Raw genomic sequence first — 21,476 nt, forward strand, 5'->3', positions numbered from 1 at the left:
GGCACCCGGCTCAGGCAGGCGGGGCAGGAATGCGGCTACCGCATGCTCCACTTCTGCTGGACGGCGCCGGAGGAGGCCCACAGCTGGACCGGGCTTCCGTTGGCGGTCGCGTTGCCGGTGACATCGAGGGACAGCCCCGAGGCCGGGTTGGTGACCGCGCCGGAGGCGCCGAGGACCCACTTCTGGTTGGCCGCACCCGAGCAGTCCCAGATCTGGAGCCGGGCGCCGTTCCCGGCGCCGGTCGGGGCGTCGAGGCACCGGCCGCTCCGGTCACGGACCGTGCCGTCGGCCGCCAGCGTGAAGTTCTGGTTGGCGCCGCCCCAGCAGTCCCAGATCTGGAGCTTCGTGCCGTTCCCGGCGCCTGACGGCTCGTCCAGGCAGCGGCCCGAACCGGCCCCGACGAGGGGGTGCGCGTTGAACCCCCAGTGCTGACCGGACCCGCCCCAGCACTGCCACAGGATGACGGCGGTGCCGTTGCCGGTGCCCGAGCCCGAGGTGCTCGCGCACAGCCCGGACGACGTGTTCACCAGCGAACCGTCGAGGTTGAGGCTCCACTTCTGGTTGGCCCCGCCCCAGCAGGACCAGAGCTGCACCCGGGCGCCGTTCCCGGCGCCGTTCGGGGCGTCCAGGCACTCGTTGTTCTGGGTGCGGGCGGTGCCGTCGGCGCCCAGCACGAACGCCTGGTTCGCCGCCCCCGAGCAGTCCCAGATCTGCATCTGGGCGCCGTCGCCGACACCGGCCGGGCCGTCCAGGCACCGGCCGGAGCCGGCGCCGACCAGCCACGTCCCGGCGCCCAACGAGGTCGAGCCGCCGACCGGCGTGCCCCCGCCACCGCCGCCCGATCCGCCGAGCGCGGTGACGACGGAGTTGTACGAGGCCTTGGGCTGGTAGTTCAGGTCGAACAGGGTCGCGCTGCCGAAGCCGTGGAACTCCGCTGGGGCGTACGGGGAGCTGACCCAGGAGTCGGGGTCGGCGACGGCCCACTGGCTGATCCCGACGCAGCCGCTCGTGTCGAGACAGGCGTGCACGATGTTCGCGTCGTCGGTGGCCTGCTGCGCCAGGTCGCCGCTGCCGGCCGGCACCCGCATGCGGTCGTCGAGCTCGGTGACGGCGACGTTCAGGCCGAGTGCGGTGAAGCGCGCCATGTTCGCCTGGAGGTCGGCCGGCACCTGGCCGACCACGAAGTGGCTCTCGAAGCCGATGCCGTCCAGTGGCACGCCCTGGCTCTTGAGCGACTTGGCCAGGTTGTACAGGGCGTTGCTCTTCGCGTTGACGCCCTCGATGTTGTAGTCGTTGATGTACAGCTTGGCGTTGGGGTCGGCCGCGTGCGCGGTGGTCAGGGCGTCGGCGATGAAGCCGTCGCCCATCGCGTTGTGGAACGGGTCGCTGCGCCAGTTGCCGCCGTCGTCGAAGGGCTCGTTGACGACGTCCCAGGCGTAGACCTGGCCCCGGTAGTGGGACGCCTCGGTGGTGATGTGGTTCTCCATCGCCGCCTTGACCTGGCTCGTCGGCAGGTTCCCCACCCAGCCCGGGAGTTGGCTGTACCAGACCAGGTTGTGGCCGCGCACCCGCATGCCGTGGGCCCCAGCGAAGCCCACGATCGCGTCGCCGGGGCCGAAGTTGAAGTTCCCCTGCGAGGCCTCGGTGGTGTCCCACTTCATCTCGTTGCCCGGGGTGATCATGTCGAACTGGGCGGCGGCCAGCGAGGTGGCCGCCGAGTTGGACAGCAGATCCTGCGTGATCTCCCCGCCGAAGTAGATGCCCTTCGCCTCCGCCGCCGACTTCAGCGACGTGGTGTCGGCCGCGGCCGGGCCTGCGGCGGCGGGAAGGAGGCTGAGCGCGGTGGCGCACAGCAGCGATGCGATCAGTGATGTACGAGCGGAACGAGTCACCTGTGGTCCCTTCTCTGGGACGGAAACTTTCTGAGGCTGTTTCCGTAGGATTAACCGGACGGTAGAGCCAGTTCTGAGCGTGCGTCAACAGGCCCGGTGGGGACTCGGGGAATCTCCGCCGGACCTGTTGACGGCGACTGCCGGAGCTCTTACCGTCTCCATAAGTACAGTAAGTTTCCGAAAGTTTCGACGATCCGGATGCGACGGCTCGTGTCCGGGTGCTGAAAGGACTACCGGTGAAACGCTTCCTCATCCTGCTCGTCACCCTGCTGCTGAGCACGCTGTCGCTGGTGGTGGCGCCGTCGGCGTCGGCCGGCACCACCGTCTGCGACAAGTACGGCAGCATGGCGGTCTCGGGCGGAAAGTACGTCGTCCAGAACAACGAGTGGGGCGACTCGATCCAGCAGTGCCTCGACGTCTCCGACGACGGCTTCAACGTCACCACGGGCTACCACAACCTGGCGGGCCACCCCGCACCGGCGGCCTACCCGTCGATCTACGCGGGCTGCCACTGGGGCAACTGCTCCACCGGCAACGGGCTGCCGCAGCAGGTCTCGTCGTTCACCGATCCCCGGTCCAGCGTGGACTTCACCACCAACGGCGGCCAGTGGGACGCCTCGTACGACATCTGGTTCGACACCAGCCCCCACCCCAGCGGCCAGAACAACGGGGAGGAGCTGATGATCTGGGCCAACCACTCCGGTCCTCCGACGCCGTACGGCAAGCAGGTCGGCACCGTCTGGCTGGAGGGCGCCAACTGGGCCGTGTGGTACGGCTCCCAGGGCAGCAACCCCTCGTGGAACACCGTCTCCTACGTCCGCGAGCAGCCCACCAACGCGATCACGGTGGACATCAAGGACTTCACCGACGACTCGATCGGCCGTGGCTATCTGCAACCCGCCTGGTACCTGACCAGCGTGCAGTTCGGCTTCGAGCCCTGGGTCGGCGGTCCGGGCCTGGCGGTGAACTCCTTCTCCTACACCTCCGACGGCGGTGGCGGGGGCGGGGGCGGCGGTGGTGGCACGTCCGGCCCGATCGTCGGGCAGGGCAGCGGGCGCTGCCTGGACATCAGCGGATTCGGCACGACGGACGGCACCCCCGTCCAGCTGTGGGACTGCTCCGGCGCGTGGAACCAGGCCTGGAAGACGGCCAACGGCACCGTCGTCAACCCGCAGACCGGCAAGTGCCTCGACGTGGCGGGCGGCAGTACGGCGAACGGCACCCACGTGCGGCTGTGGACGTGCAACGGCACCGGCGCCCAGCAATGGCAGACCCACCCCAACGGCACCGTCACCAACTCGCAGTCGGGCAAGTGCCTCGACGCCGGCGGTTCCGGCAACGGCGCCCTGCTGCAGATCTGGGACTGCTACGGCAGCGGAACCCAGCCCAACCAGGTCTGGTCGCTGAAGTGACACGGTCTCAGCGGCCCCCCGAGCCTCGCCGACCCTCCTCCGTTACCGACCGGGGGTGCGTCTCGATCGGATGAAGATTCCTGACAATATGTCGAGATGCCCGCTTTGGGCGTTGGATCGACTACTCGATCGCCGATACGGTCCGCGCTCCAGGACTCTCGTCCGACACTCGAACAGCGCAGGAGCACACGTCAGATGGCGATCCTCAAGTCCACGATGCAGGAGCAGGTCGCCCAGGCGATCGCCGCGATCAACCCCGGTGACCGGCCGATCGTGACCTTCCACACGATCAGCGGCCCGAGCCCGTGGATCATGAACGAACTCGGCCTGATCGGCCAGCTGTTCGTGAAGTACTACTTCGTCACCCTGACCGAGCAGGCCGTGGTGGTCCACCGCGCCGGCCGCCTGGCCAACCGCCCGAAGGAGCTCGTCCACGCCATCCCGCTGGAGCAGGCCCGCGGCCTGGTGACCCAGGTCAAGCGCGCCACCCTCTGGAGCTCGCTGCGCTTCCAGTTCCCCGGCGACGAGAAGCCGACCCGGCTCAACATCGGCCGCTACTGGCGTGCCGAGCTCGACCAGTTCGTGCCGGGCCTGACCGGCCAGCAGATCGCCGTCTGACCTTCGGGCGGACGTATCACCGGGCACACCGAAGGTGCGGGTCGAGGACAACCCCGACCCGCACCTTCGTGCTACGGCCCGCTTTCGGTGTGGGCGTCGGAGCGGGCCTCGCGTTCCTCGGGCCGGGCGTCGTCAGCCTGGGCGGCGTGCGCTGCGTGACGACGGCCGAGGCGGCGCAGTGCGCGCCGGCCGAGCAGGCCGACGAGCAGGATGCCGAGGAGCCCGACGGCGATGTACGGCCCCCACGCCTGCTCGATCCGGACGTACGCGTCGCCCAGGTAGTAACCCAGCAGCGTGAAGCCGACGCCCCAGAGGAGCGCGCCGAGGGCGTTGTAGCGGACGAAGCGGCGGTACGGCATCCGGGCCATCCCGGCCAGCCCGGGGACGAGCGTGCGGGCGAAGGCGATGAACCGCCCGAAGAACACCGCTGCCGGTCCGCGCCGCCGCAGGAGATCCTGGGCGGCTTCGACCTGATCGGTGCGGCGCCGCAGGAACCGCGACCTGGTGATCAACGGGCCGCTGCGCCGGCCTATCTCGTAGCCGACGAAGTCGCCCGCGATGGCAGCGAGCACGACCAGCGCGGACAGCCAGTAGACCGAGACCGCCCCTTCGCGCGCGATGACACCCCCGACCACCACCGCGCTCTCCCCGGGTAGGACGAGCCCCACCAGGAACCCGTCCTCGACGAAGACCAGCGCTGTGACGACCGCGTAGACGAGCGGGCCGGACAGGCCTGCCAGCCACTGTGTGAGGGAGTTCATCCGTCGACCTCGGATGTCGCCGTGCTTCTGTCTCCCACCCATTCTCGCGCGTCGCGCGACACCTACCCCTTCGGCCTCAGCGCGGGGTGCCCGTGACGTCGCGCAGTCTGCGCCAGGTACGGCCGACGGACGCGAGCCCGGTGAGCCTGGCGCGGGGGCCGGCGGTCTCCCAGTTCCGGGCCGTCTCGGCGAAGGTCTCCGGCTGCGCCGTGGCGGGCTGCCGCGTCTGTGCGGCCCGTGCGGCGAGCCGCAGGTCCGCCGGTGCGATGGTGTCGAGCTTCGCCCGGACGTGATCGAGCAGCAGGGCGGAGGCGTCGGCGATCGCGGCCTCGCCCAGGGGGCGTGCGGGGAGGTCCAGCCCGTCGGCGAGGCGCTGTGCCAGGGCGGTCCGCAGGTCCTCCAGGGAGATGTCGCGGACCGTGAGCGACAGGTGGGCGGAGAGTCCGGTCTCGCCCACCGCGCGGTGGGCGAAACCGCGCGGGACGTAGAGCACGCTGCCGGGTTCGAGGACACTCTGCAGGAGTTGCGGCGAGTGCTCGTCGTCGGGGAGCTCTCCCAGTGACCAGTCGGTCACCGTCGGCGCGTCGTGGACGTACCAGGTCTTGCGTCCGGCCACTTGGAGGACGAACACGTCGGCGTCGTCCCGGTGCACCGCGAGACCCTGACGGCCGGCGGGCGTGAGGAAGAAGAACGCCTCCACGCGCCGGTCGATCTCCTCGGAAAGCCGCGCCGCCAGCTCGGCCGTCGGGCCGTGCCACTGGTCGACGTACCGCAGGAGCAGCGTCGCCCCGCCGTGCAGGAGCGCGACGACCTTCGCGCGGTCGGCGAAGCCGTGGTGCGTCGTACCGTTGACCACGCGTGACGTGGTGTAGGCGTCGGGCGGGACGACGACCTTGTCGGAGCGGACCATCTCCAGGTAGGGGGTGCGCAGCAGGCCCCGGTCGAAGGCGGCGTCCAACTCGTCGAGGTCGAACGGCGACACGAGTGTCTCCGGCCTGAAGACCGCGGGCTCGCGCTGCCACTGGTGGCCGGTGAAGCTCTCGACGTCGCCGACCCAGCCGGCCAGCGTGGGCGATTCCATGGCGGTTCCCGTGAGGTCAGGGGGTCAGGTGGGCGGTGGGCGGCGTCCTGGTGTGGCGGCGGCGGTCATGCCCCGGTCTGCGCGTCGAACCGTACGGAGAGCAGGGAGCGCAGGGGGACGTGTGCCTGCTGCTGCGGGCTGCGGATGACGAGCCGGTGGTCGAAGGCGGCGGTCAGCAGGCGCTCGGCCAGCGGCACGATCAGGTGCTTGGCCCAGCAGCGGGCACCGTCGAACCCGTACGGCATGAACGCTGGCGCGTTCTCCGGGTCCGCCACCCCGGCCCACCGTTCGGGCCGGAACTCCAACGGGTCCGGCCAGTAGTCCGGATGGCGGTGCATCAGGAGTGGGAGAAGCGCGATGCGGTCCTCGGGACGGATCTCGGGGTGCAGTGCGGTGTACGCGTCGCCGCTCATGCGGAACAGCATCCACGCGGGCGGGAGCAGTCGCAGCGTCTCCCACAGGGCCGCGGTGAGGTCGGTGCGGACGTCCTCCGGCGGACGGCCCGGCCCCATGAGCCACAGGGCGTTCCCGGCCAGTGCGGCGACGCCGTCGCAGAGCGTGGCGGTCGCCCGCCGGTACAGCGCGATGGCCTGCATCCTCTCCTGGGCCCCGGAGGCGCCGTGGATCTGCCCGGCCAGCGCGGTGGACCGGCCCTCGCCACCGCCCAGTCCCGGCCAGCCGGCGACGGTGCGGTCGGCGATCCGGGAGAGCGCGTCGGAGCGCGTGACGCCGCGCTTCGACAGCAGGGAGACCGGCAGCGGGTCGGACGAGAAGAGCCATCGGCGCAGGTAGGAGGTGGCCGCGTAGGGCCAGGCGCCGGACAGCCCGCGGGCCGGGGGCGGCGGAGTCCGGATGCCCGCCATGACGTCCTGCCCGAGTGCGCGGATCGTCCGGGTCGCGCTGTCGTGGTGGATCTCGGCGCCTGCGGCGGGTTTGAAGACCGAGCGCTCCGTGGAGAGCACGGGGCGTGCCGCGACGATTTCGGCGACCAGGCGACTGTCGGAGACGCCGACCGTGGTCGCGTCGATCCGGAATACTTTCTCTTCCCTGGCCAGCAGTTCCTGAATTCGCGGGGCGAACACGACGGAATTGTCGCGGACCGCTGCCGGTGCCATTTCTTCCACGATAATCCCGCCTCCACTGGCATAGCGATCGGATGCTTTCTCCGCAGCGGGCGGAGGAAGCGGCAAGGCCGCCTCCTCCGCCCACTGATGGTGCATCAGATAACGTGCAGGATCCACGCGTGGTTGGCGAGGTCCTCGTCGCGCTTGAACTTGTTCACGAGAGCCTTGATCATCTTCATGGTCACTCCATTCCGGTAATTCGGCTTCCACTCCGAAAGCCGAACGAGTTGAACTACTCCGGACATTAACCGAGCGGCAACGTCCCCGAAAGCTTCTGTACGGGCAGTGGCGTCGGCCTGAATGGGCACCGAACTCGGCGCCACCGACATCTGGACACCACCGCGTCGAACCGAGCGGGCGGTGGACCTCATCGACTGGCGACGACCACCGCGAGGTGCCTAGCCTGAAAGCAACCGTGGACAGCACCGGCATGCGACGGGACTGACGGTTCCCAGGTCAGACAGGGCAGGTTGCGGTTTCCTGCGTCCGTCCACCGTCGGTGGAGGGAGCAGACCATGCGTCGCGCAACCAGCTCGCCGCGACAACGGATCGTGGTGCGACCGCCCGAACTGCCTGCCGCCGGAGTGTTCCGGCGGGCAGCGGCGCGGGTGCGGCGGCCCGTCCTGTCGGTGGTGCGCCGCGCCAGGCTGCGTTGGCTGTTACGCCGTGGTGTCACCCCGGCGAGACGCTGGCGGCCACCGCTGTTCAGCTCGGTCCTCATGGTCGTCACCTGGGTACTGGCCGCCGGGCTGCTGTTCTGGCTGGGCCGGGCCGTGTACGAGATCGTGCGGGGCGAGGCCCAGGCCTGGCCCTGGGGCGTGGACCCGGACAGTGCCTGCAGATCGACCGGCTACTCCTGCGGCGTGGTGAACAGCGCGGTGCTGCCGGTGCTCACCGCCGCCCTGACCACCGTGGTCTTCCTGAGCGTCTGGATGACGTCCGTCCGCCGGTACTACCTCCGCAGGGCGCGGCACGAGCCCCGCGCGCTGGTCGAGACGGCCGGCAGCATCATGGGCCGGGTCGTCGGGCGCGACCAGCTCTGCATCGCGCTCATGGACAACCTGCGGGACAGCTCGGCCCGGCGCCCGCACGTCGTCGTCGGTGCGATCGGCACGGGCAAGACGGCGCTGGTGGTCCGGCTGACGGAGCTGCTGGCCAGGCGGGGAGCCTTCCCGGTGCCGATCCGGCTGCGGGACGCACAGCAGGAGCTGGACTTCGCCGCGATGGCCTACCGACGCTTCTGCGCCGTCGTCGAGCCCCGGACCAGGACCGCCGCCGAGGCCGACAAGATCTGGCGGCGGCTCCGGCGTCAGGACAAGGTCGTCGTGCTCGCCGACGGCCTCGAGGAGGCCCTGAGCGGCAAGAGGATGGTGGCCGACCGGGACAACATGATCCGCCAGGCCATCCGCGCAGCCGGTGAACGGCGGCTTCCGCTGGTCATCACCTCCCGGCCGCACGACCCGCTGCGGGCGATGGAGGCGGCGGTCACCGAACTCGAGCCGCTGAGCGAGGAGTCCGCCCTCGAGTACATCTCCACGGACGGCGACTGGCGCGCGGACAAGCGGCGCCTGGACCGGATCGTGGAGATCGCCAACGTGACCGACTCGCCGCTCTACCTCCAGATCGCGCGGGATCTGCACCGGAAGGGCCTGCTCGACCAGGTCTGGGTCGGCGACAACGGCAGCTCGGCGGAACTGGACAGCTGGGAGCTGAAGTTCGACCTGCTGACGGCCTGGACGGACGCACTCGTCGACGACGTCCTGCACCCCGAGCTGCCGCTGGACCGCGACGATCGGCAGATGACGGTCGAGTACATGTCCGCACTGGCCTGCATCGGTCTGAAGTTCGACAGCGCACAGGTGAGCTTCAGCAGGATCGAGCCCCAGCAGGCCAGCGCGGATGCGGACGGTGGCGAGAGCGGGAAGGCGGTTGCCGAGCCGTTCCCACACGTCTCCGAGCGGCTGTGGGTCGAGAAGGGCCGGGGGGCGACCTCCCTCGACGTCAGGCTCGCCGCCACCTGGGGCACCCGGATGGGACTGGTCGAGGAGTGCGGCGACTACGTGCGCTTCCAGCACAGCATCATGCAGGCCTTCCTCGGCTCCCGCTTCCTGGACACCGCCCTCCCCGACACCGCGTTCTTCCCGGCGGCGCTGCGCAACCCCGGGCGCGAGATCCTGATGGCGCTGGTCTTCCACTCGCGCTCGCTGCACGAGGCCGCGAGGTGCACCTGCCCGAGGGCGGCGGGCACGGACCCGGCCTGCCCGATCGGGGCCATGCGCAGGCTCGTCGTCGGGGAGGCCAAGGCCGCGCTGGCCCTGGACACCGGGGAGCACCGACCGGTCGGCATCGAGGTCCGCAGCATGCACTCCAAGGTGCTCGAGATGTACGGCGCCGCGCTGGACATCGACAGCGCCGATCGGCATCCGGACCCGGCGGCCATCACCAGGGAGATCTGCGCCGGCTGGGCCAAGCTGCGCGAGCGCGATCCGCAGCAGCTCAAGGCCGCCAAGCTGGCGCTCGTGCTGCGCATCGGCGCAGCCTCCCGCCGGGCCACGCTCTGCGGTGGCCACCCGGCGTACCGGGAGTTGTTCGAGATCGGCCGCCAGGAGAACAGCTACCGGATCAGGACGGCGATCGCCCAGGAGATCGGGGCCGGCGGCGACCCGGCGTACGGCGCGCTCTGCGAGGAGCTGCGGCGGCCCACCGACACGCTCACCGCCTCCGGGCCGGCGGCGCTCGCCGGTGCCGGGCCGGTCGCGAGCCCGTCGTCCCCCGAGCCGGACGGTGAGCGGGAGCGCCGTCAGCAGGAGCGGGCCCTGCGGGTCCGGCAGGAGAAGTGCGAGCAGGACCTGGAGCGCGAGGAGTCGACCGCCGAGCAGCGCGAGTGGTACCGGAACACGATCTGTGCGCGGCTCATCCCGCTGCTGGTGGACTCGGTCTCGCTGACGCGTCATCAGGGCACCCCGTACGAGGACCTGGAGAAGTGGATGAAGATCCTCGGCACGGCCCCGGCCGGTGGCGAGGAGCAGGACCGGCTCGGCCGGCAGGGTCTGGAGGTCGCCCTGGCGCACGGCTTCAAGCACGCCGCCAACCGCCGGCCCCTCCCGGGAGCCCGGGGGCAGGCCCGGGAGTTCCTGGCCGAACAGGCCTGGGAGCTGCTCAAGTCCACCCGCTTCTGGTTCACCCGGCTGACTCTGCTGCACGCGCTGACCCTCTGGGCCCTGCCGGACGACGTGACGCAGGCGCAGCCGGAGCACGGGCACGGGGCCGATCCGAAGGAGCAGGTACGGCGGTGGCTGCAACTGCCGCCCGGTGAGGTGGACCACCCGTTCGTGAGCGCGGCCGGGAGGCTCGCCGTCCGGGCGCTGCAGACCCGTCGCCCCGAGCGGTTCCTCTGGCTGGACGAGGCGCGAGTCGCCTCGCAGGTCGGATCCGAGACGGGCTGGCTCGGCGAACCGCGTGAGCACAACCTCTGGATCTCGCACTCCACCGGCTGGAGCACGCTGGACCCGGACGCGCAGCAACTCCTCGCCGACGTCACCCTGTTGATGGTGCTCGCCGAACGGGCGGACCGCCCGCGCGAGCTCTTCCGTCGGCTGGATCGGGACCGTGACAACGTCCCGCCCGAGCTGCCGCCCTGCCTCACCCGCGACCGGTCGAGTCTGGACCCGACCAGGCGGATCACCCAGGCCCTGTCCTCGCAGCCGGGCTCGAACTGCGCGGACGGCTGCCGGTTCGAGCTCTGCCCGCACCCGCCCAAGATCCCCGATCTGCGGGTGGAGCTCGGCGAGGTCTTCTGCATGAACCAGCGCAGCCTGCTCCGGCGTTGGCAGCCCTACTCGTGGCTGCAACTTCGCTTCCGGCGAAAGGCGCGCTGGCAGCGCCGGACCCCGATCGCGGAACTGCGCCGGTTCTGGGACCAGATGGGCAGCCGGGCCCGTGACATGCCCCCGGAGAGCGCGCCGCTGGCCCGCCACCTCCTCCGCTGGTGAGCCACCGCTACTGCCGGTTCAGCGCCGGAACTCCGCCAGGTGCTCCCGCGCCCAGCCTCGGAAGCTGCGCGGCGGCCGACCGGTCAGCTCGGCCACCGTGGGCAGGACGGCGGTGTCGTCGAACTCCCCGTCGGAGAAGAAGCGGAAGAAGGCGTCCACGTAGCGGGCGGGGGTGGTCCGGCTCATCTCCTCCCTGGCCACGTCGTCGGGGACGGCCTCCAGCCGGAGCGGCCGGCCGAGCAGCTCGGCCAGCACCGCCAACCGGTCCGCGGGGAGCAGTGCGGCGGGCCCGCTCAACGAGTACGCCCGGCCGAAGTGCTCCTCGTCGCCGAGCACCGCCGCCGCGGCCGCGGCGATGTCGAACGGATCGATGGCCGCGATCGGGACGTCGGCGAAGGGCGACCGGATGGTCACGTCCCCGCGCAGCAGCGGCTCGCGCCATTCGAACGTGTTGGACATGAACCCGCTGGGCCGCAGCACCGTCCAGCCCGGACCGGACTCACGGAGTGCCGCCTCGCCGGTCAGGTGCATCGCGACCACGGCGTTGTCCGGGCGGCCGCCGACCACCGAGCGGGACGAGAGCAGCACCACATGCGCCACCCCGGCCGCCCTGGCCTGCGCCAACACCCCTGGCATGTCCGGGAATCCACCCAGCAGGAACAGGGAGCGAGCCCCGGTGAGCGCCTCCTTCAGGCTGTCCGGCCGGTTGAGATCACCCGCAACGACCTCCACCCCCGCCCGCCGCGTGACCCGCTCCGGCTCGCGGGCCACCGCCCGGACCGGCCGCCCCTGAGCAGCCAGCGCCGACACCAGCTCGCCGCCGACATTCCCCGTCGCACCCGTGACCACGATCATCAGCCGTCTCCCCTCGCTCCTTGCTCCGCTCTCATACCTCGTCCAGCCGGACGACGATAACCGACCGGAAGTCAGCCGGTCCTCGGGATTTCCAGGTATTCCTTCTCCTCTTCCAGGTTCTCTGCGAATTCGGCCCACCAGCGGCTGCAGTATTTCGCCATGTAGGCAATTCGGGCCCTGCTGTGCGGCGGCAGGGATTTGATGAGGACATCCCGTTTCTCCTGGCTGAGCGAGTGCAGGCTGAGCCAGCGGAGAAGGAACCGGCCGGTGCTGGTCAGGCGGAGCGAGGGGTCGCTCTTCAGGCTGTCGAGATCCGAGGCGTACGTCCCGGTCATGGCGTGGGCGGGCGGGGCGGCGGCGCCCAGGGCGTGGCCGTGCAGTCCGCCGGCCACGGCCGGAGCGGTGGCGGGTCCGTGGAGGAACCTGTCCGGGACGGGGTCCTCGCCACGGCTCAGGCGATTGCGGACATCGCGCGCGGTGCCCACGGAGATCCCTGCGCGTCTGGCTAACTCGCGAAGGCTGAGACCGGGTTCGGTGCCGATGAGTTCGCCGGCGCGCCGGCGACCCGCCACGCTGTTCAGGGGCCGTATCCGGCCGTCGCGGCCGATCCTGGCCTGGGCTTCGGCGGCATGGTCGGGCAGTGAGCGAGCCCTGATCCGGCCGATCGTTGGTGCGCTCAGCCCGGTCATCCGGGCGATGGACCGGTCCGACCAGCTGTCGTTGGACACGACGATCCGGGCGGCCGCGGCCTCCCGGTCGGCGAGACTGAGCGGCAGTCCGTGGGTCACGTTCAGCTGGACGGCGCGGATGAAGGCTTCGGACTCGGTGCCGTCGAAGTACTGGACCCGGACTTCGGTGTCGCCGCGCAGCTGGGCGACCCGCAGCCGGTGCATCCCGTCGACGATGCGCATCGACCCGCGGTGGACCAGGATCGGCGGCAGGGTGGCGTCGGATTCGGCGAGGACCTGGACGTGGTCGGCGTCCTCGCCGTGCAGGCGGGGGGAGTCGGCGGGTCTCAGCAAGACGATCGGGACGGTGTCCACCGTCATGTTCCAGGAACGACGAGCGACCTGTGTGGCACTGTCTGTGGGGGAGGTCGAGCGCTCTTCGCTGGGCAAGTTCACCTTCACAGGACGAATGGAAACCCCAGGATGAGGCTGGGGTGGTTGCCTGTCCGACAATTGGCCGGTGGCAAATTCGTGCAATATGTGGTGGAGCGGGAGCGATTCGAAGCGGTTGATCAGTGTGCGATTGGCCGCCACAACCGGTGAGCGTATTTTGTCGACTGGATCATGTCAAGAGTGATACCCGTGGGTACTCGTGGGTTCAGGGAGGCGGACGATCCAGCCGGTCGGGTATATCGCGGACGGATCTCTTTCAAACTTCGGGTGCGACATTTTTTTCGTGAAAGGCGCATGCGTACTTCGTGTCCGTGCCCGTCCTGAGCAGACCGATCTGTGGGTCGTCACTCGCCCGGATGTAGCACCCGCCGTAGCCGTCCGAGTCGGTGATCGAGGGATCGGTGACGAACACGCCCCAGTTGAGGTAAAGCTCGTGCTCGCTGCCCTCCGGTGCCGGGAAGACCTCGGGGGTGGGAACGACGCGCCGCTGGAGCACGTACGGGCCGCCCACGGCGCGCCGGACCTCGTCGAGCCACCGCTCTGCCGGGACGGTCCACCCGGGCACGGCGCCGATGCCCCGGTGGGACAGCACCGGCTTGAGGATGAGGCCCCGCTGTTCGGCCCGTGCGTACTGCTCCAGCTCGACCACCGCGCCGTCCGGCAGGCGCAGGGCCGGTCGCACGAAGTGCGTCCAGGGCAGGAAGCGGTCGAGACAGGCCCGTTCGTCCTGGGTGCAGGTGGCGCGGTGGCGGTCGTCCGACAGCAGGGCCAACGCCCCCTTGTTGCCGTAGAGTTCGGTGTCCATCCGGCTGAGCAGCCGGACGGTGCCCGACTCGACGGCGCGCAGCAGCGGTTCGAGCAGGGCCGCCTGCTCCGGGGTGCGGATCTCGTCGAGCAGGAAGAACCGGACGACGGCGTCGACCGGGCGGCCCTGCACCTCCACCCGGTCCGGGTGCACGACCAACTCCCCGACGTGGCAGGGCACGCCTTCGATCCCCATGTCCTCCAGCAGCGACGCGGTGACGTGCAGCCAGAGCTCGAAGTCCGGGAAGGTCTCCGGCCACTCGGCCAGTGCCACGACCGGGTTGTCGCGTAGGCCCCCGCAGGCGGCGCGGACGGTCGCGGCGTAGTGCTGCATGGTGTCGACGTAGCCGAGCCCGTGCGTCGCGGTGAAGCGGGCCAGCGCCGGGTGACCGAGCATGGCGCGGTTGAGCGTGGCGATCTCCCCGCCGCCGATGGAGCTGGAGATGTTCATCTCGAGGAGCTTGAAGCCCTCGGTGTCGCGGTAGACGTCCGCGCGGGCCAGGCGGATCATCGGGGGGCCGGCCGTGGCGCGGCATGCGAGCCGCGCCTGGACCGGTGTCAGGCCGAGGGCCTCGGCGAAGGCGCCCGGATCGCCGTCGAACAGCCGTTGCGGCAGTTCGGTCAGCAGGCGGTAGACCGTCCCGCAGTCCCGCAGCAGTGCGGCCCGCTCGGCGGCGGAGATGAACACCGGCGTCGGGAGGAAGTCCCCGGGGTAGGCGATCCGCAGCAGCCGGTCCGCCGCCGCGTCCCGGTTGAGGTCCTCGATCCGGACCGCGTCCCGCGCCAACTGCTCGCGGTAGGCGAGACCGAGGCCGGAACGCGCGGGCGCGGCCGGCCGGGACTGCTGACGCGTGGTCACCCCGCTTCCCCCGTCAGGCTCGGCCGGGGAGCGGTCGGTGGAGCCTGACGGAGGGCCAGGGTCAGCCGGGTCACCGTCGGTGCCTCGATCACGGTCCGTACGGTGATCTCCAGCCCGAAGACGCTCCGGATCCGGTTGATCAGGCGGAGGGCGTCGATCGACCTGCCGCCGTGCGCGAAGAAGCTCGCCTCGTCGTCGACCTGGTCCAGCTCGAGGATCTCGCGCCAGATCTCGCGCAGGAGTTCGGGGGTGGGGGTCGGGTGGGCCGGGCTCATGGGATCTGGTCTCCGTCAGCAGAACTCGAGGAAGAGCATGTCGCGGTATCCCTGCGCGGCCGGTGCGGCCACCGTCACCGGGGTGGTGGAGTGCAGGCAGGTGCGGTCGTCGAGGAAGATGTAGTCGCCGGGCTCGGTCAGGGTGCGGGTGAACACCGGCGTTCCGGTGTTGTCGTGGAGCGTGCTGGAGCCGCCGGAGATGTCCTCCCGCGCGACCAGCATCATGACGATGTGTGCGACGCCGTCCCGGTGGATCCCTTCCGGGGTCGGATTGCCGGGCTGCCTCCCGCTGGCGGTGATGCGGTGCTGGTGGATGTTCACCCTGCCGCCGGGCGCCCCGGATCGGGTGGGCCGAGCGGTGTCGGCGATGTGTCCGGTGAAGTGGGCCAGCAGCCGGTGCATCACCGACGTGTCCAGCAGGGCCGGGTCGACCGGTTCGAACCGGCGCACCACGCCGCCGTTGAGGCGGTTGATCTCCCTGCTCTGCAGGAACCCTTCGTGGTCGAGCAGGTGGATGGCGCCGCTGTCGAACGTGTAGGAAATCGCGGAGTGCTTCCGGCGCCGGTAGGTTCCCCCGTCCCCCATGTGCGGGTCCAGGGGGAGGCTCTCCCAGAGTCGGCCGAAGCCTTCCCAGTCGTCGTCGCAGTTCCAGTGCAGATCTTCGCGCACATTGCCGAACGAAAACATTGGCATGGTCATTGTGCCCAGGCTCATGGCCCGGCGAGGCCCTGTCAAGGTGCACGGATGCCGGTCGGCCGGTGCTGCTCGGGCGAGGTGTGCAACTGTCAGATGTTCTCAGTCGTACGAGCGAAGTCGGCTGCTCCCGAAGTACCTTGACGGATGCTCAGGCCCTGGCCGTTACTGGCTTCTGGCTGATGGACGGGCGGGATTCGGGGTCCGGTCCTCGCCGGGAACTCTCGACTTCTCGTCAGGAACCCTCGACGCCACACGTGAAGGAGCGACATGGCCGCTGGCCCGGATCCCACGACGCCCAGGAACACGGTCCGACTGCCCGAGGAGTTGGCCGACGGGCTGGCCCGGCTGAGCCGTGCGCACGACGTGCCGCTGGAGCTGACGCTCCTCGCCGCCTGCGCGGTGCTGGCGGTCCGGCACGGCGGTGAGCGCGAGCGGACGCTGACCGTGACGGCGGGGGACCCGGCCCGGATCCGGGAGTTCCACTGCGAGTTGACCGACGACCCGCCGTTCGCCGAGCTGTTGGCGCGGCTGCGGCGGCAAGCGCCGGGCGAACCGCAGCCCGATGTTCCGGGCCACGGACCGGTCCTGACGATCGTTCAGGCGGCCGACGGCCTGCACACCCGCATCGACGAGCTGGCCCCGGGCGGCCGGCAGCCGGAGGAGGCCGACCGCTGGACGGCGCGGTGGCACACCCTGCTCGCCGCCGTCGTCGCCGCACCGGCCACCCGGGTCGGTCGGTTCGCCGTCCTGCCGCCCGCCGAACGAGCCCTGCTGCTCGGCGACTGGTCCCGGACCTCGGCCTCCGTCCCCACCGTCGCACTGGTGCACCGGATGGTGGAGACCTGGGCCCGGCGGACCCCGGAGGCAGCCGCCCTGACCCAGGGCGGGACCACGCTCGGCTACGCGGAACTGAACGCCGACGCCAACCGGCTGGCCCACTGGCTGCGCGAGCGGCAGGTCGGGCCGGAGGTCGCGGTGGCACTCTACGGCGGCTCCACCATCGCCATGCTCACCGCCATGCTGGCCGTGCTCAAGGCCGGCGGGTACTACGTGCCGCTGGACGTCACCGCGCCGCCGGCGCGGACCGCCGAGGTGCTCACCGACTGCGCCCCCCGACTGGTGCTCACCGAGGGCGCCTTCACGGACCGGCTGGCGGAGCTGCCCGGCGGCGGGTGGGAGGTGTACGACCTGGCGGCCTGCGACCTCGCGCACCGGCCCGCCGGCAACCCCGACACGGCGGTGCACGGGGAGAACCTGGCCTACCTGATGCACACCTCCGGCTCCACCGGCCGCCCGAAGGGCGTGGCCATGCCGCACCGCGCCCTGGTCCGGATCACCGACTGGTACGCGACCGAGACCGCGATCGCGCCCGAGGCGAACGTGCTGCAGTTCAGCGCACTCAGCTTCGACGCCTCGTTCTGCGAGATCTTCGGCGGCTGGCACGCCGGCGCCCGGGTGGTCCTCCTGCCCGACGAGGGGGTACGGCGTGACCCGGAGGCGCTGCTCGACCTGCTGGAGTCCGAAGGGATCGACCATCTGGAGGCCCCCTACTCCGGCCTGCTGAACATCGCGCACTGGGCGGTGCGGCAGGATCGGCCCCGGGATCTGCGGCTGCGCACCCTCGTCACCGGCGGCGAACAGCTGCTGATGGCGCCCGACCTGGTGCGCTGGCTGGCGCAGCTGCCCGGCTGCGCGCTGCGCAACGGCTACGGCCCGTCGGAGACCAGCGTGGCCACCACGCACTGGCTGCGCGGGGACCCGGCCGACTGGCCGCAGCTGCCGCCCATCGGACGCCCCATCACCGACGCCCTGGTCCACCTCCTCGACGAGGCGCTGCAGCCGACTCCGATCGGCGTGACCGGGGAGGTCTACGTGGGCGGTGACATCCTCGCCCGAAGCTACGCCGGCCGTCCCGGGCAGACCGCCGACCGGTTCGTCGCCGACCCGTTCAGCCCGGTCGCCGGCAGCCGCATGTACCGCACCGGTGACCTGGCCCGCCACCGGCCGGACGGGGTGCTGGAGTTCCTGGGCCGGGCCGACCACCAGGTGAAGATCCGCGGGCACCGGGTCGAGCTCGGCGAGGTCGAGGCGAAGCTGCTGGAGCACCCGCAGCTGGCCGAAGCGGCGGTCACCCCGTACGAGGACGCCACCGGGCGGAGCCTGGTCGGGTACGTCGTCGCCCGGGACGCCGCGCGGCCGCCGACCGACCGGGCGCTGCGCGAGCACGCCGCCCGCCTGCTGCCCGAGCACATGGTGCCCGCCCGGTTCGTGCCGCTGCCCGCACTGCCGCTCACCCCGACCGGGAAGCTCGACCGGGCCGCGCTCGGCGTGCCGGGGCCGGCCTCCGCCGATGCCGGGCCGTCGGTCGAGGCACCGCCAACCGAGCCGCCGTCAGCGACGGCCACCCTGCTGCTCGGCATCTGGCGGGAGGTCCTCGCGGTGCCCCGGATCGGGCTCACGGACGACTTCTTCGAGCTCGGCGGGCACTCACTGCTGGCCACCCGGGTGATCGCCAAGGTCCGGACCGAGCTGGGGAGGCGGGTCCTGATCGGCGACATCTTCGAGTGCCCGACGATCGAGCTGCTCGCGGCCCGGATCGACGAGTCGACCGGCCGGGCGGCGCTGCGGGGGGCGAAATGAGCAGGCCGGTCGTGGTCGTCGTCGAGCCCTACTCCTCGGGCAACATGTACGCACCGGCGCTCCGCCGGGCCGGGTTCTCGACCTGCGGGGTCACGCTGCGGTCGGCCGCCCCGCTGGCCGCCTCCTTCCGGGCCGCGGACTTCGACCACCACCTCGAGTACGGCGCCGACGACTCCGTACCGATCACCCCGCACCTGCTCGACCCGGTACTGGACCGGCTGCGCGAGCTGGCGCCGGTCGCGATCCTCCCCGGCGAGCAGCACGGCGTGCGGCTCGCCGACCGCCTGGCCGCGGAGCTCACCCCGGACCGCGCGAACCTGCCCGCGCTCGCGGCAGCGCGCTGGCACAAGGGGGCGATGTACGCCGCCGTGGCCGCCGCCGGGCTGCCGGTGGTCGAGGGCCTGTGCACCCGCGATCCGGACCAGGTCGCCGACTGGCTGCGCGCCAAGGGCCTGACCGGGCGCGACCTCGTGGTCAAGCCCGCCAACGCCTCCGGCACCGACGGCGTCACCCGGCACCCGGGCGGGGCCGGCTGGCGGGAGGCCGTCACCGGCCTGGCCGGCTCGGTCAGCCGGCACGGGATCCGGCTCACCGACGTGGTCGTGCAGGAGCACGTCGCCGGCGTCGAGTACGCGGTGGACACCTTCAGCCACGACGGTGTGCACTCCGTGACCGACATCGTCCGGTACCGCAAGCGGTCCACCGGCGGCCGGATGGCGATCTACGAGAGCATGGAGTTCGTGCCGTTCGACGCCCCCGGGCACGCCGAACTGCTGCGGTACACCGAGCGGGTGCTCGACGCGCTCGGCGTGCGGTTCGGCGTCGCGCACACCGAGGTCATGCTCACCGATCGTGGGCCGCTGCTGATGGAGGTGAACGCCCGGCCGCCGGGCGGCGCGCAGCCGTGGGCCTGCCAGCTGGCCACCGGCGACAACCTCATCGACCGCACGGTGCGGCACCTGAGCGGGGAGGCCGCGATCCGCCCCGACTACGACCTGGAGATGACCGTCCTGGTGGTCTTCTTCGCGGTCGGCTCGGCCGGGCGGATCAGCGGGATCGACGGCCTGAACGCCATCACCGAGCTGCCGTCCTGCTGCCATCTCAAGATCAACGTCGCGGACGGCGACGAGGTGCCCGAGACCCTCGACCTGATGGACTCCCACAAGCTCGGCGTGGCGGTGCTCGGCCACACCGATCCGGCCCAGGTCCGGGCCGACCACCTCGAGGTGCGGCGGATCGCCTCCCGGGTCGGGCGGCCGGGAGGCTTCACGATCGACCCGGCCCCGGTCCCGGTGCCGCGATGACGGCCGCCGGGCCGTTCTCGACCCACGAGCACCTGCCCGACTACCTGGACGCGCTGCGCGACCCGGCCCGGATCCCGCTGCTGGGGGCGGCGGCCGGCCGGGTCGGCGAACTCCGCGAGCTGTTGGGGGAGGGGCCGGCCGGGGCGCCGCCGGGGCCGGCGGGCGGGGTGCTGGTGGTGGTACCGCTCGGTTCCGCCGCCGCGCCGGTGGGCGCGGCGCTCGCGGAGCGGGTCGGCGGGAGGTTCCTGGCGGGCGGGCCCCGCGAGGTCCGCGCGGGCGCGGCCGAGGCGGAGCACGTCGTACTGGCAGGTCTCGCCGACGAGTTGTCGCTGGAGCTGGTGCTCGCGACCCTCGCGGCGACGGCCGCACTGCGCCGGGAGGGTCGCGGCACGGCCGCCCTCGGCGTCCTGCTCGGCCGGGACGCGGCCGAACTGAGCTGGCTGATCGCCAAGGGGCTCGGCTGCGCCCTGCGGGAGCCGCCTGCCCACCCGCAGCTGTGTGTCGCCCCGTGGGGCGGCCGGGAGCAGGCGGACCCGCCCGGCACCCGCTGGGTGGTGGGCGACGACGCTCGGGCCGAGGTGATCGCACCGCTGCTCTCCGAGCGGCACGGCCTGGTGTCGTTCGCCACCGCGGGCCGGGAGCACGGCCTGATCCTCCGGGACACCGTGGTCTGCGGAGCCGACCCGGACCCGGCCGGGCCCGCGGTGCCGTCCGCCGGTGCGCCCGGCTGCACGTTCTCGGGGCAGTGCTTCCGGGCGGGGGTCGCTTCGGCCGACGTCCTCCTGGCCCGGGACATCCGGGCCGATGCCGTCTTCGCCAACAGCTGCATGGCCTGGCGGCCCGGACACGGCCTGGTGGCCGCCGACCACCAGCTGACCAACGCCTTCCGGAACGGCATCGCCGCGGCCTTCATCGGCGCCGTGCACCAGATGGTCCCCGACGTCCGGCTCAACCGGCTGGCCCACCGGGCAGCGGCGGCCGGCGCCACGGTGGGTCAGCTCTGCGTCCTGCTGAACCAGCAGGCCGCCGGACGTGAAGTGCCGCACCACCTGCTGCTCGGCCTGCCGTGGGTGGCACCCGTGCCGGCGGTCGGGCCGGTCGGGCTCGACCGGCTCGCTCCGCTGCTCGCCGGGGCCGAGCCGGGTGGGGAGAACGGCGTCCGGGCCCGGCTGCGGCAGGCCGGCCGGGCGATCCAGGGGCTGCGGGACCTGCCATTGGCCGGGTTCCTGCCGGTCGGCGGCCTGGCCGACCTCGACACCCGGGTCGGCGAGGTGGTGGCCGGTCTCCGGCGGGATCCGTCCGGCGCCGGTACGGCTGCCGACGGTGCCCCGGTCGAGCGGCTGCTGGAGCTGGTGGCGGACGCGGAGTTCGACGTGGCGCTCGACCTCCACGACTTCGCGCAGGTCAGCGAGTCGCCGCCGAGCGAGGTCTGGGAGGACATCCTGGAGACCACGGCCGTGCCGGGCAGCGGGCACTGCCCCTACTGCGGTGGGCCGACGGCCGTGGTGACCGGCCGTCACCCGGCCCATCCCCGGCTGGAGCGGGAGGTCCTGGCCTGCCACCGGTGTGGGCCGGTGCTCGACCTGCCCGCCGGTTCACCGATCCGGATGATCACGATCGACTGCCCGGAGGTCTGGCCGCGTCCGGGCACGGTGGCCGTCGAACTGACGGTCACGGCGGCGGAAGACGCGGAGTGCGGCACGGCGGCGGTGGTGGTGCAGGTCGCCAAGGCCGCGGCACACGGCCTGATCGGGCCGGAGCCGCAGCGGGTGCGGCTCCGGCCGGGGAGCCAGGCCCGGCTGCGGGTCGAGGTCACAATCACCGAGCAGGCCTTCGCCCACCACGAGCACGTCGTCCGGGGGTTCGTGGTGGCCGCCGGGCAGGTGCACTGCGCGGCCCGGCCGGTGGCGGTCCGGCCGCAGACCTGAGGGGTGTTCGGCTCAGTTGATGACGTCCAGCCCGGCCGCCGCCTGCTCGTCCGACGGGCTCGACGGCCACCAGGCTCATCGCCCGGTCCCCCTCCTCGAAGAGGAGGCCCCGCT

At 71.8% G+C, this 21,476-nt stretch carries 15 protein-coding genes; 6 read left to right on the top strand and 9 right to left on the bottom strand.

Features of this window, described 5'->3' with window-relative positions; all coding sequences use genetic code 11:
* Positions 1 to 35: 35 nt before the first annotated feature.
* Positions 36 to 1,892, bottom strand: coding sequence for an endo-1,4-beta-xylanase (locus ACR68M_RS32180; protein ID WP_441247673.1), 1,857 nt, complete (start codon positions 1,890 to 1,892; stop codon positions 36 to 38).
* Positions 1,893 to 2,128: 236 nt separating this feature from the next.
* On the opposite strand from ACR68M_RS32180, the gene ACR68M_RS32185 reads away from it, so the two are divergent.
* Together ACR68M_RS32185 and ACR68M_RS32190 are read left to right on the top strand one after the other, a co-directional pair.
* The gene (locus ACR68M_RS32185) at positions 2,129 to 3,304 is read left to right on the top strand and encodes a GH12 family glycosyl hydrolase domain-containing protein (RefSeq protein WP_441247674.1); all 1,176 of its coding nucleotides are present in this window, start codon (positions 2,129 to 2,131) and stop codon (positions 3,302 to 3,304) included.
* Between the two features lie 195 nt (positions 3,305 to 3,499).
* Positions 3,500 to 3,922 carry a hypothetical protein gene (locus tag ACR68M_RS32190; RefSeq protein ID WP_441247675.1) on the top strand — a complete coding sequence of 141 codons (423 nt, stop codon included), beginning with the start codon at positions 3,500 to 3,502 and terminating at the stop codon, positions 3,920 to 3,922.
* Positions 3,923 to 3,993: 71 nt separating this feature from the next.
* Here ACR68M_RS32190 and ACR68M_RS32195 read toward each other — a convergent pair whose 3' ends face one another.
* The 3 genes from ACR68M_RS32195 to ACR68M_RS32205 all read right to left on the bottom strand — a co-directional run bounded on the left by ACR68M_RS32195 (position 3,994) and on the right by ACR68M_RS32205 (position 6,879).
* Positions 3,994 to 4,683, bottom strand: a complete 690-nt coding sequence (locus ACR68M_RS32195) for a DedA family protein (protein WP_441247676.1) — start codon at positions 4,681 to 4,683, stop codon at positions 3,994 to 3,996.
* A 76-nt stretch (positions 4,684 to 4,759) separates the two neighbouring features.
* Complete coding sequence (locus tag ACR68M_RS32200) at positions 4,760 to 5,764, bottom strand: JmjC domain-containing protein (protein WP_441247677.1); 1,005 nt, start codon at positions 5,762 to 5,764, stop codon at positions 4,760 to 4,762.
* Positions 5,765 to 5,829: 65 nt separating this feature from the next.
* Positions 5,830 to 6,879: a cytochrome P450 gene (locus ACR68M_RS32205; RefSeq protein WP_441247678.1), complete on the bottom strand. Its 1,050-nt coding sequence runs from the start codon at positions 6,877 to 6,879 to the stop codon at positions 5,830 to 5,832.
* A gap of 524 nt (positions 6,880 to 7,403) precedes the next feature.
* Here ACR68M_RS32205 and ACR68M_RS32210 point away from each other — a divergent pair.
* On the top strand, positions 7,404 to 10,880 hold the full coding sequence (locus tag ACR68M_RS32210) for an NACHT domain-containing protein (protein ID WP_441247679.1): 3,477 nt from the start codon (positions 7,404 to 7,406) through the stop codon (positions 10,878 to 10,880).
* 18 nt (positions 10,881 to 10,898) lie between these two features.
* Here ACR68M_RS32210 and ACR68M_RS32215 read toward each other — a convergent pair whose 3' ends face one another.
* The 5 genes from ACR68M_RS32215 to ACR68M_RS32235 all read right to left on the bottom strand — a co-directional run bounded on the left by ACR68M_RS32215 (position 10,899) and on the right by ACR68M_RS32235 (position 15,463).
* Complete coding sequence (locus ACR68M_RS32215) at positions 10,899 to 11,735, bottom strand: NAD(P)H-binding protein (RefSeq protein ID WP_441247680.1); 837 nt, start codon at positions 11,733 to 11,735, stop codon at positions 10,899 to 10,901.
* A 71-nt stretch (positions 11,736 to 11,806) separates the two neighbouring features.
* Positions 11,807 to 12,778, bottom strand: a complete 972-nt coding sequence (locus ACR68M_RS32220) for a ParB/RepB/Spo0J family partition protein (RefSeq protein ID WP_441247681.1) — start codon at positions 12,776 to 12,778, stop codon at positions 11,807 to 11,809.
* Positions 12,779 to 13,112: 334 nt separating this feature from the next.
* The gene (locus ACR68M_RS32225) at positions 13,113 to 14,519 is read right to left on the bottom strand and encodes a hypothetical protein (RefSeq protein ID WP_441247682.1); all 1,407 of its coding nucleotides are present in this window, start codon (positions 14,517 to 14,519) and stop codon (positions 13,113 to 13,115) included.
* Positions 14,516 to 14,794: an acyl carrier protein gene (locus ACR68M_RS32230; RefSeq protein WP_441247683.1), complete on the bottom strand. Its 279-nt coding sequence runs from the start codon at positions 14,792 to 14,794 to the stop codon at positions 14,516 to 14,518. The genes ACR68M_RS32225 and ACR68M_RS32230 overlap by 4 nt, the downstream gene beginning before the upstream one ends.
* 15 nt (positions 14,795 to 14,809) lie before the next feature.
* On the bottom strand, positions 14,810 to 15,463 hold the full coding sequence (locus ACR68M_RS32235) for a 2OG-Fe dioxygenase family protein (RefSeq protein WP_441247684.1): 654 nt from the start codon (positions 15,461 to 15,463) through the stop codon (positions 14,810 to 14,812).
* A gap of 294 nt (positions 15,464 to 15,757) precedes the next feature.
* Here ACR68M_RS32235 and ACR68M_RS32240 point away from each other — a divergent pair, with 294 nt between their 5' ends.
* From ACR68M_RS32240 to ACR68M_RS32250, 3 genes are read left to right on the top strand one after another with little or no spacing between them, the layout of a single operon-like run.
* Positions 15,758 to 18,130: a non-ribosomal peptide synthetase gene (locus tag ACR68M_RS32240; protein WP_441247685.1), complete on the top strand. Its 2,373-nt coding sequence runs from the start codon at positions 15,758 to 15,760 to the stop codon at positions 18,128 to 18,130.
* Positions 18,127 to 19,434 carry an ATP-grasp domain-containing protein gene (locus ACR68M_RS32245; protein ID WP_441247686.1) on the top strand — a complete coding sequence of 436 codons (1,308 nt, stop codon included), beginning with the start codon at positions 18,127 to 18,129 and terminating at the stop codon, positions 19,432 to 19,434. Before ACR68M_RS32240 ends, ACR68M_RS32245 begins: the two co-directional genes overlap by 4 nt.
* Positions 19,431 to 21,362 carry a hypothetical protein gene (locus tag ACR68M_RS32250; RefSeq protein WP_441247687.1) on the top strand — a complete coding sequence of 644 codons (1,932 nt, stop codon included), beginning with the start codon at positions 19,431 to 19,433 and terminating at the stop codon, positions 21,360 to 21,362. The genes ACR68M_RS32245 and ACR68M_RS32250 overlap by 4 nt, the downstream gene beginning before the upstream one ends.
* Positions 21,363 to 21,476 lie beyond the last annotated feature (114 nt).

The sequence above is a fragment of the Kitasatospora sp. McL0602 genome (assembly GCF_052076145.1).
Taxonomy (GTDB): domain Bacteria; phylum Actinomycetota; class Actinomycetes; order Streptomycetales; family Streptomycetaceae; genus Kitasatospora.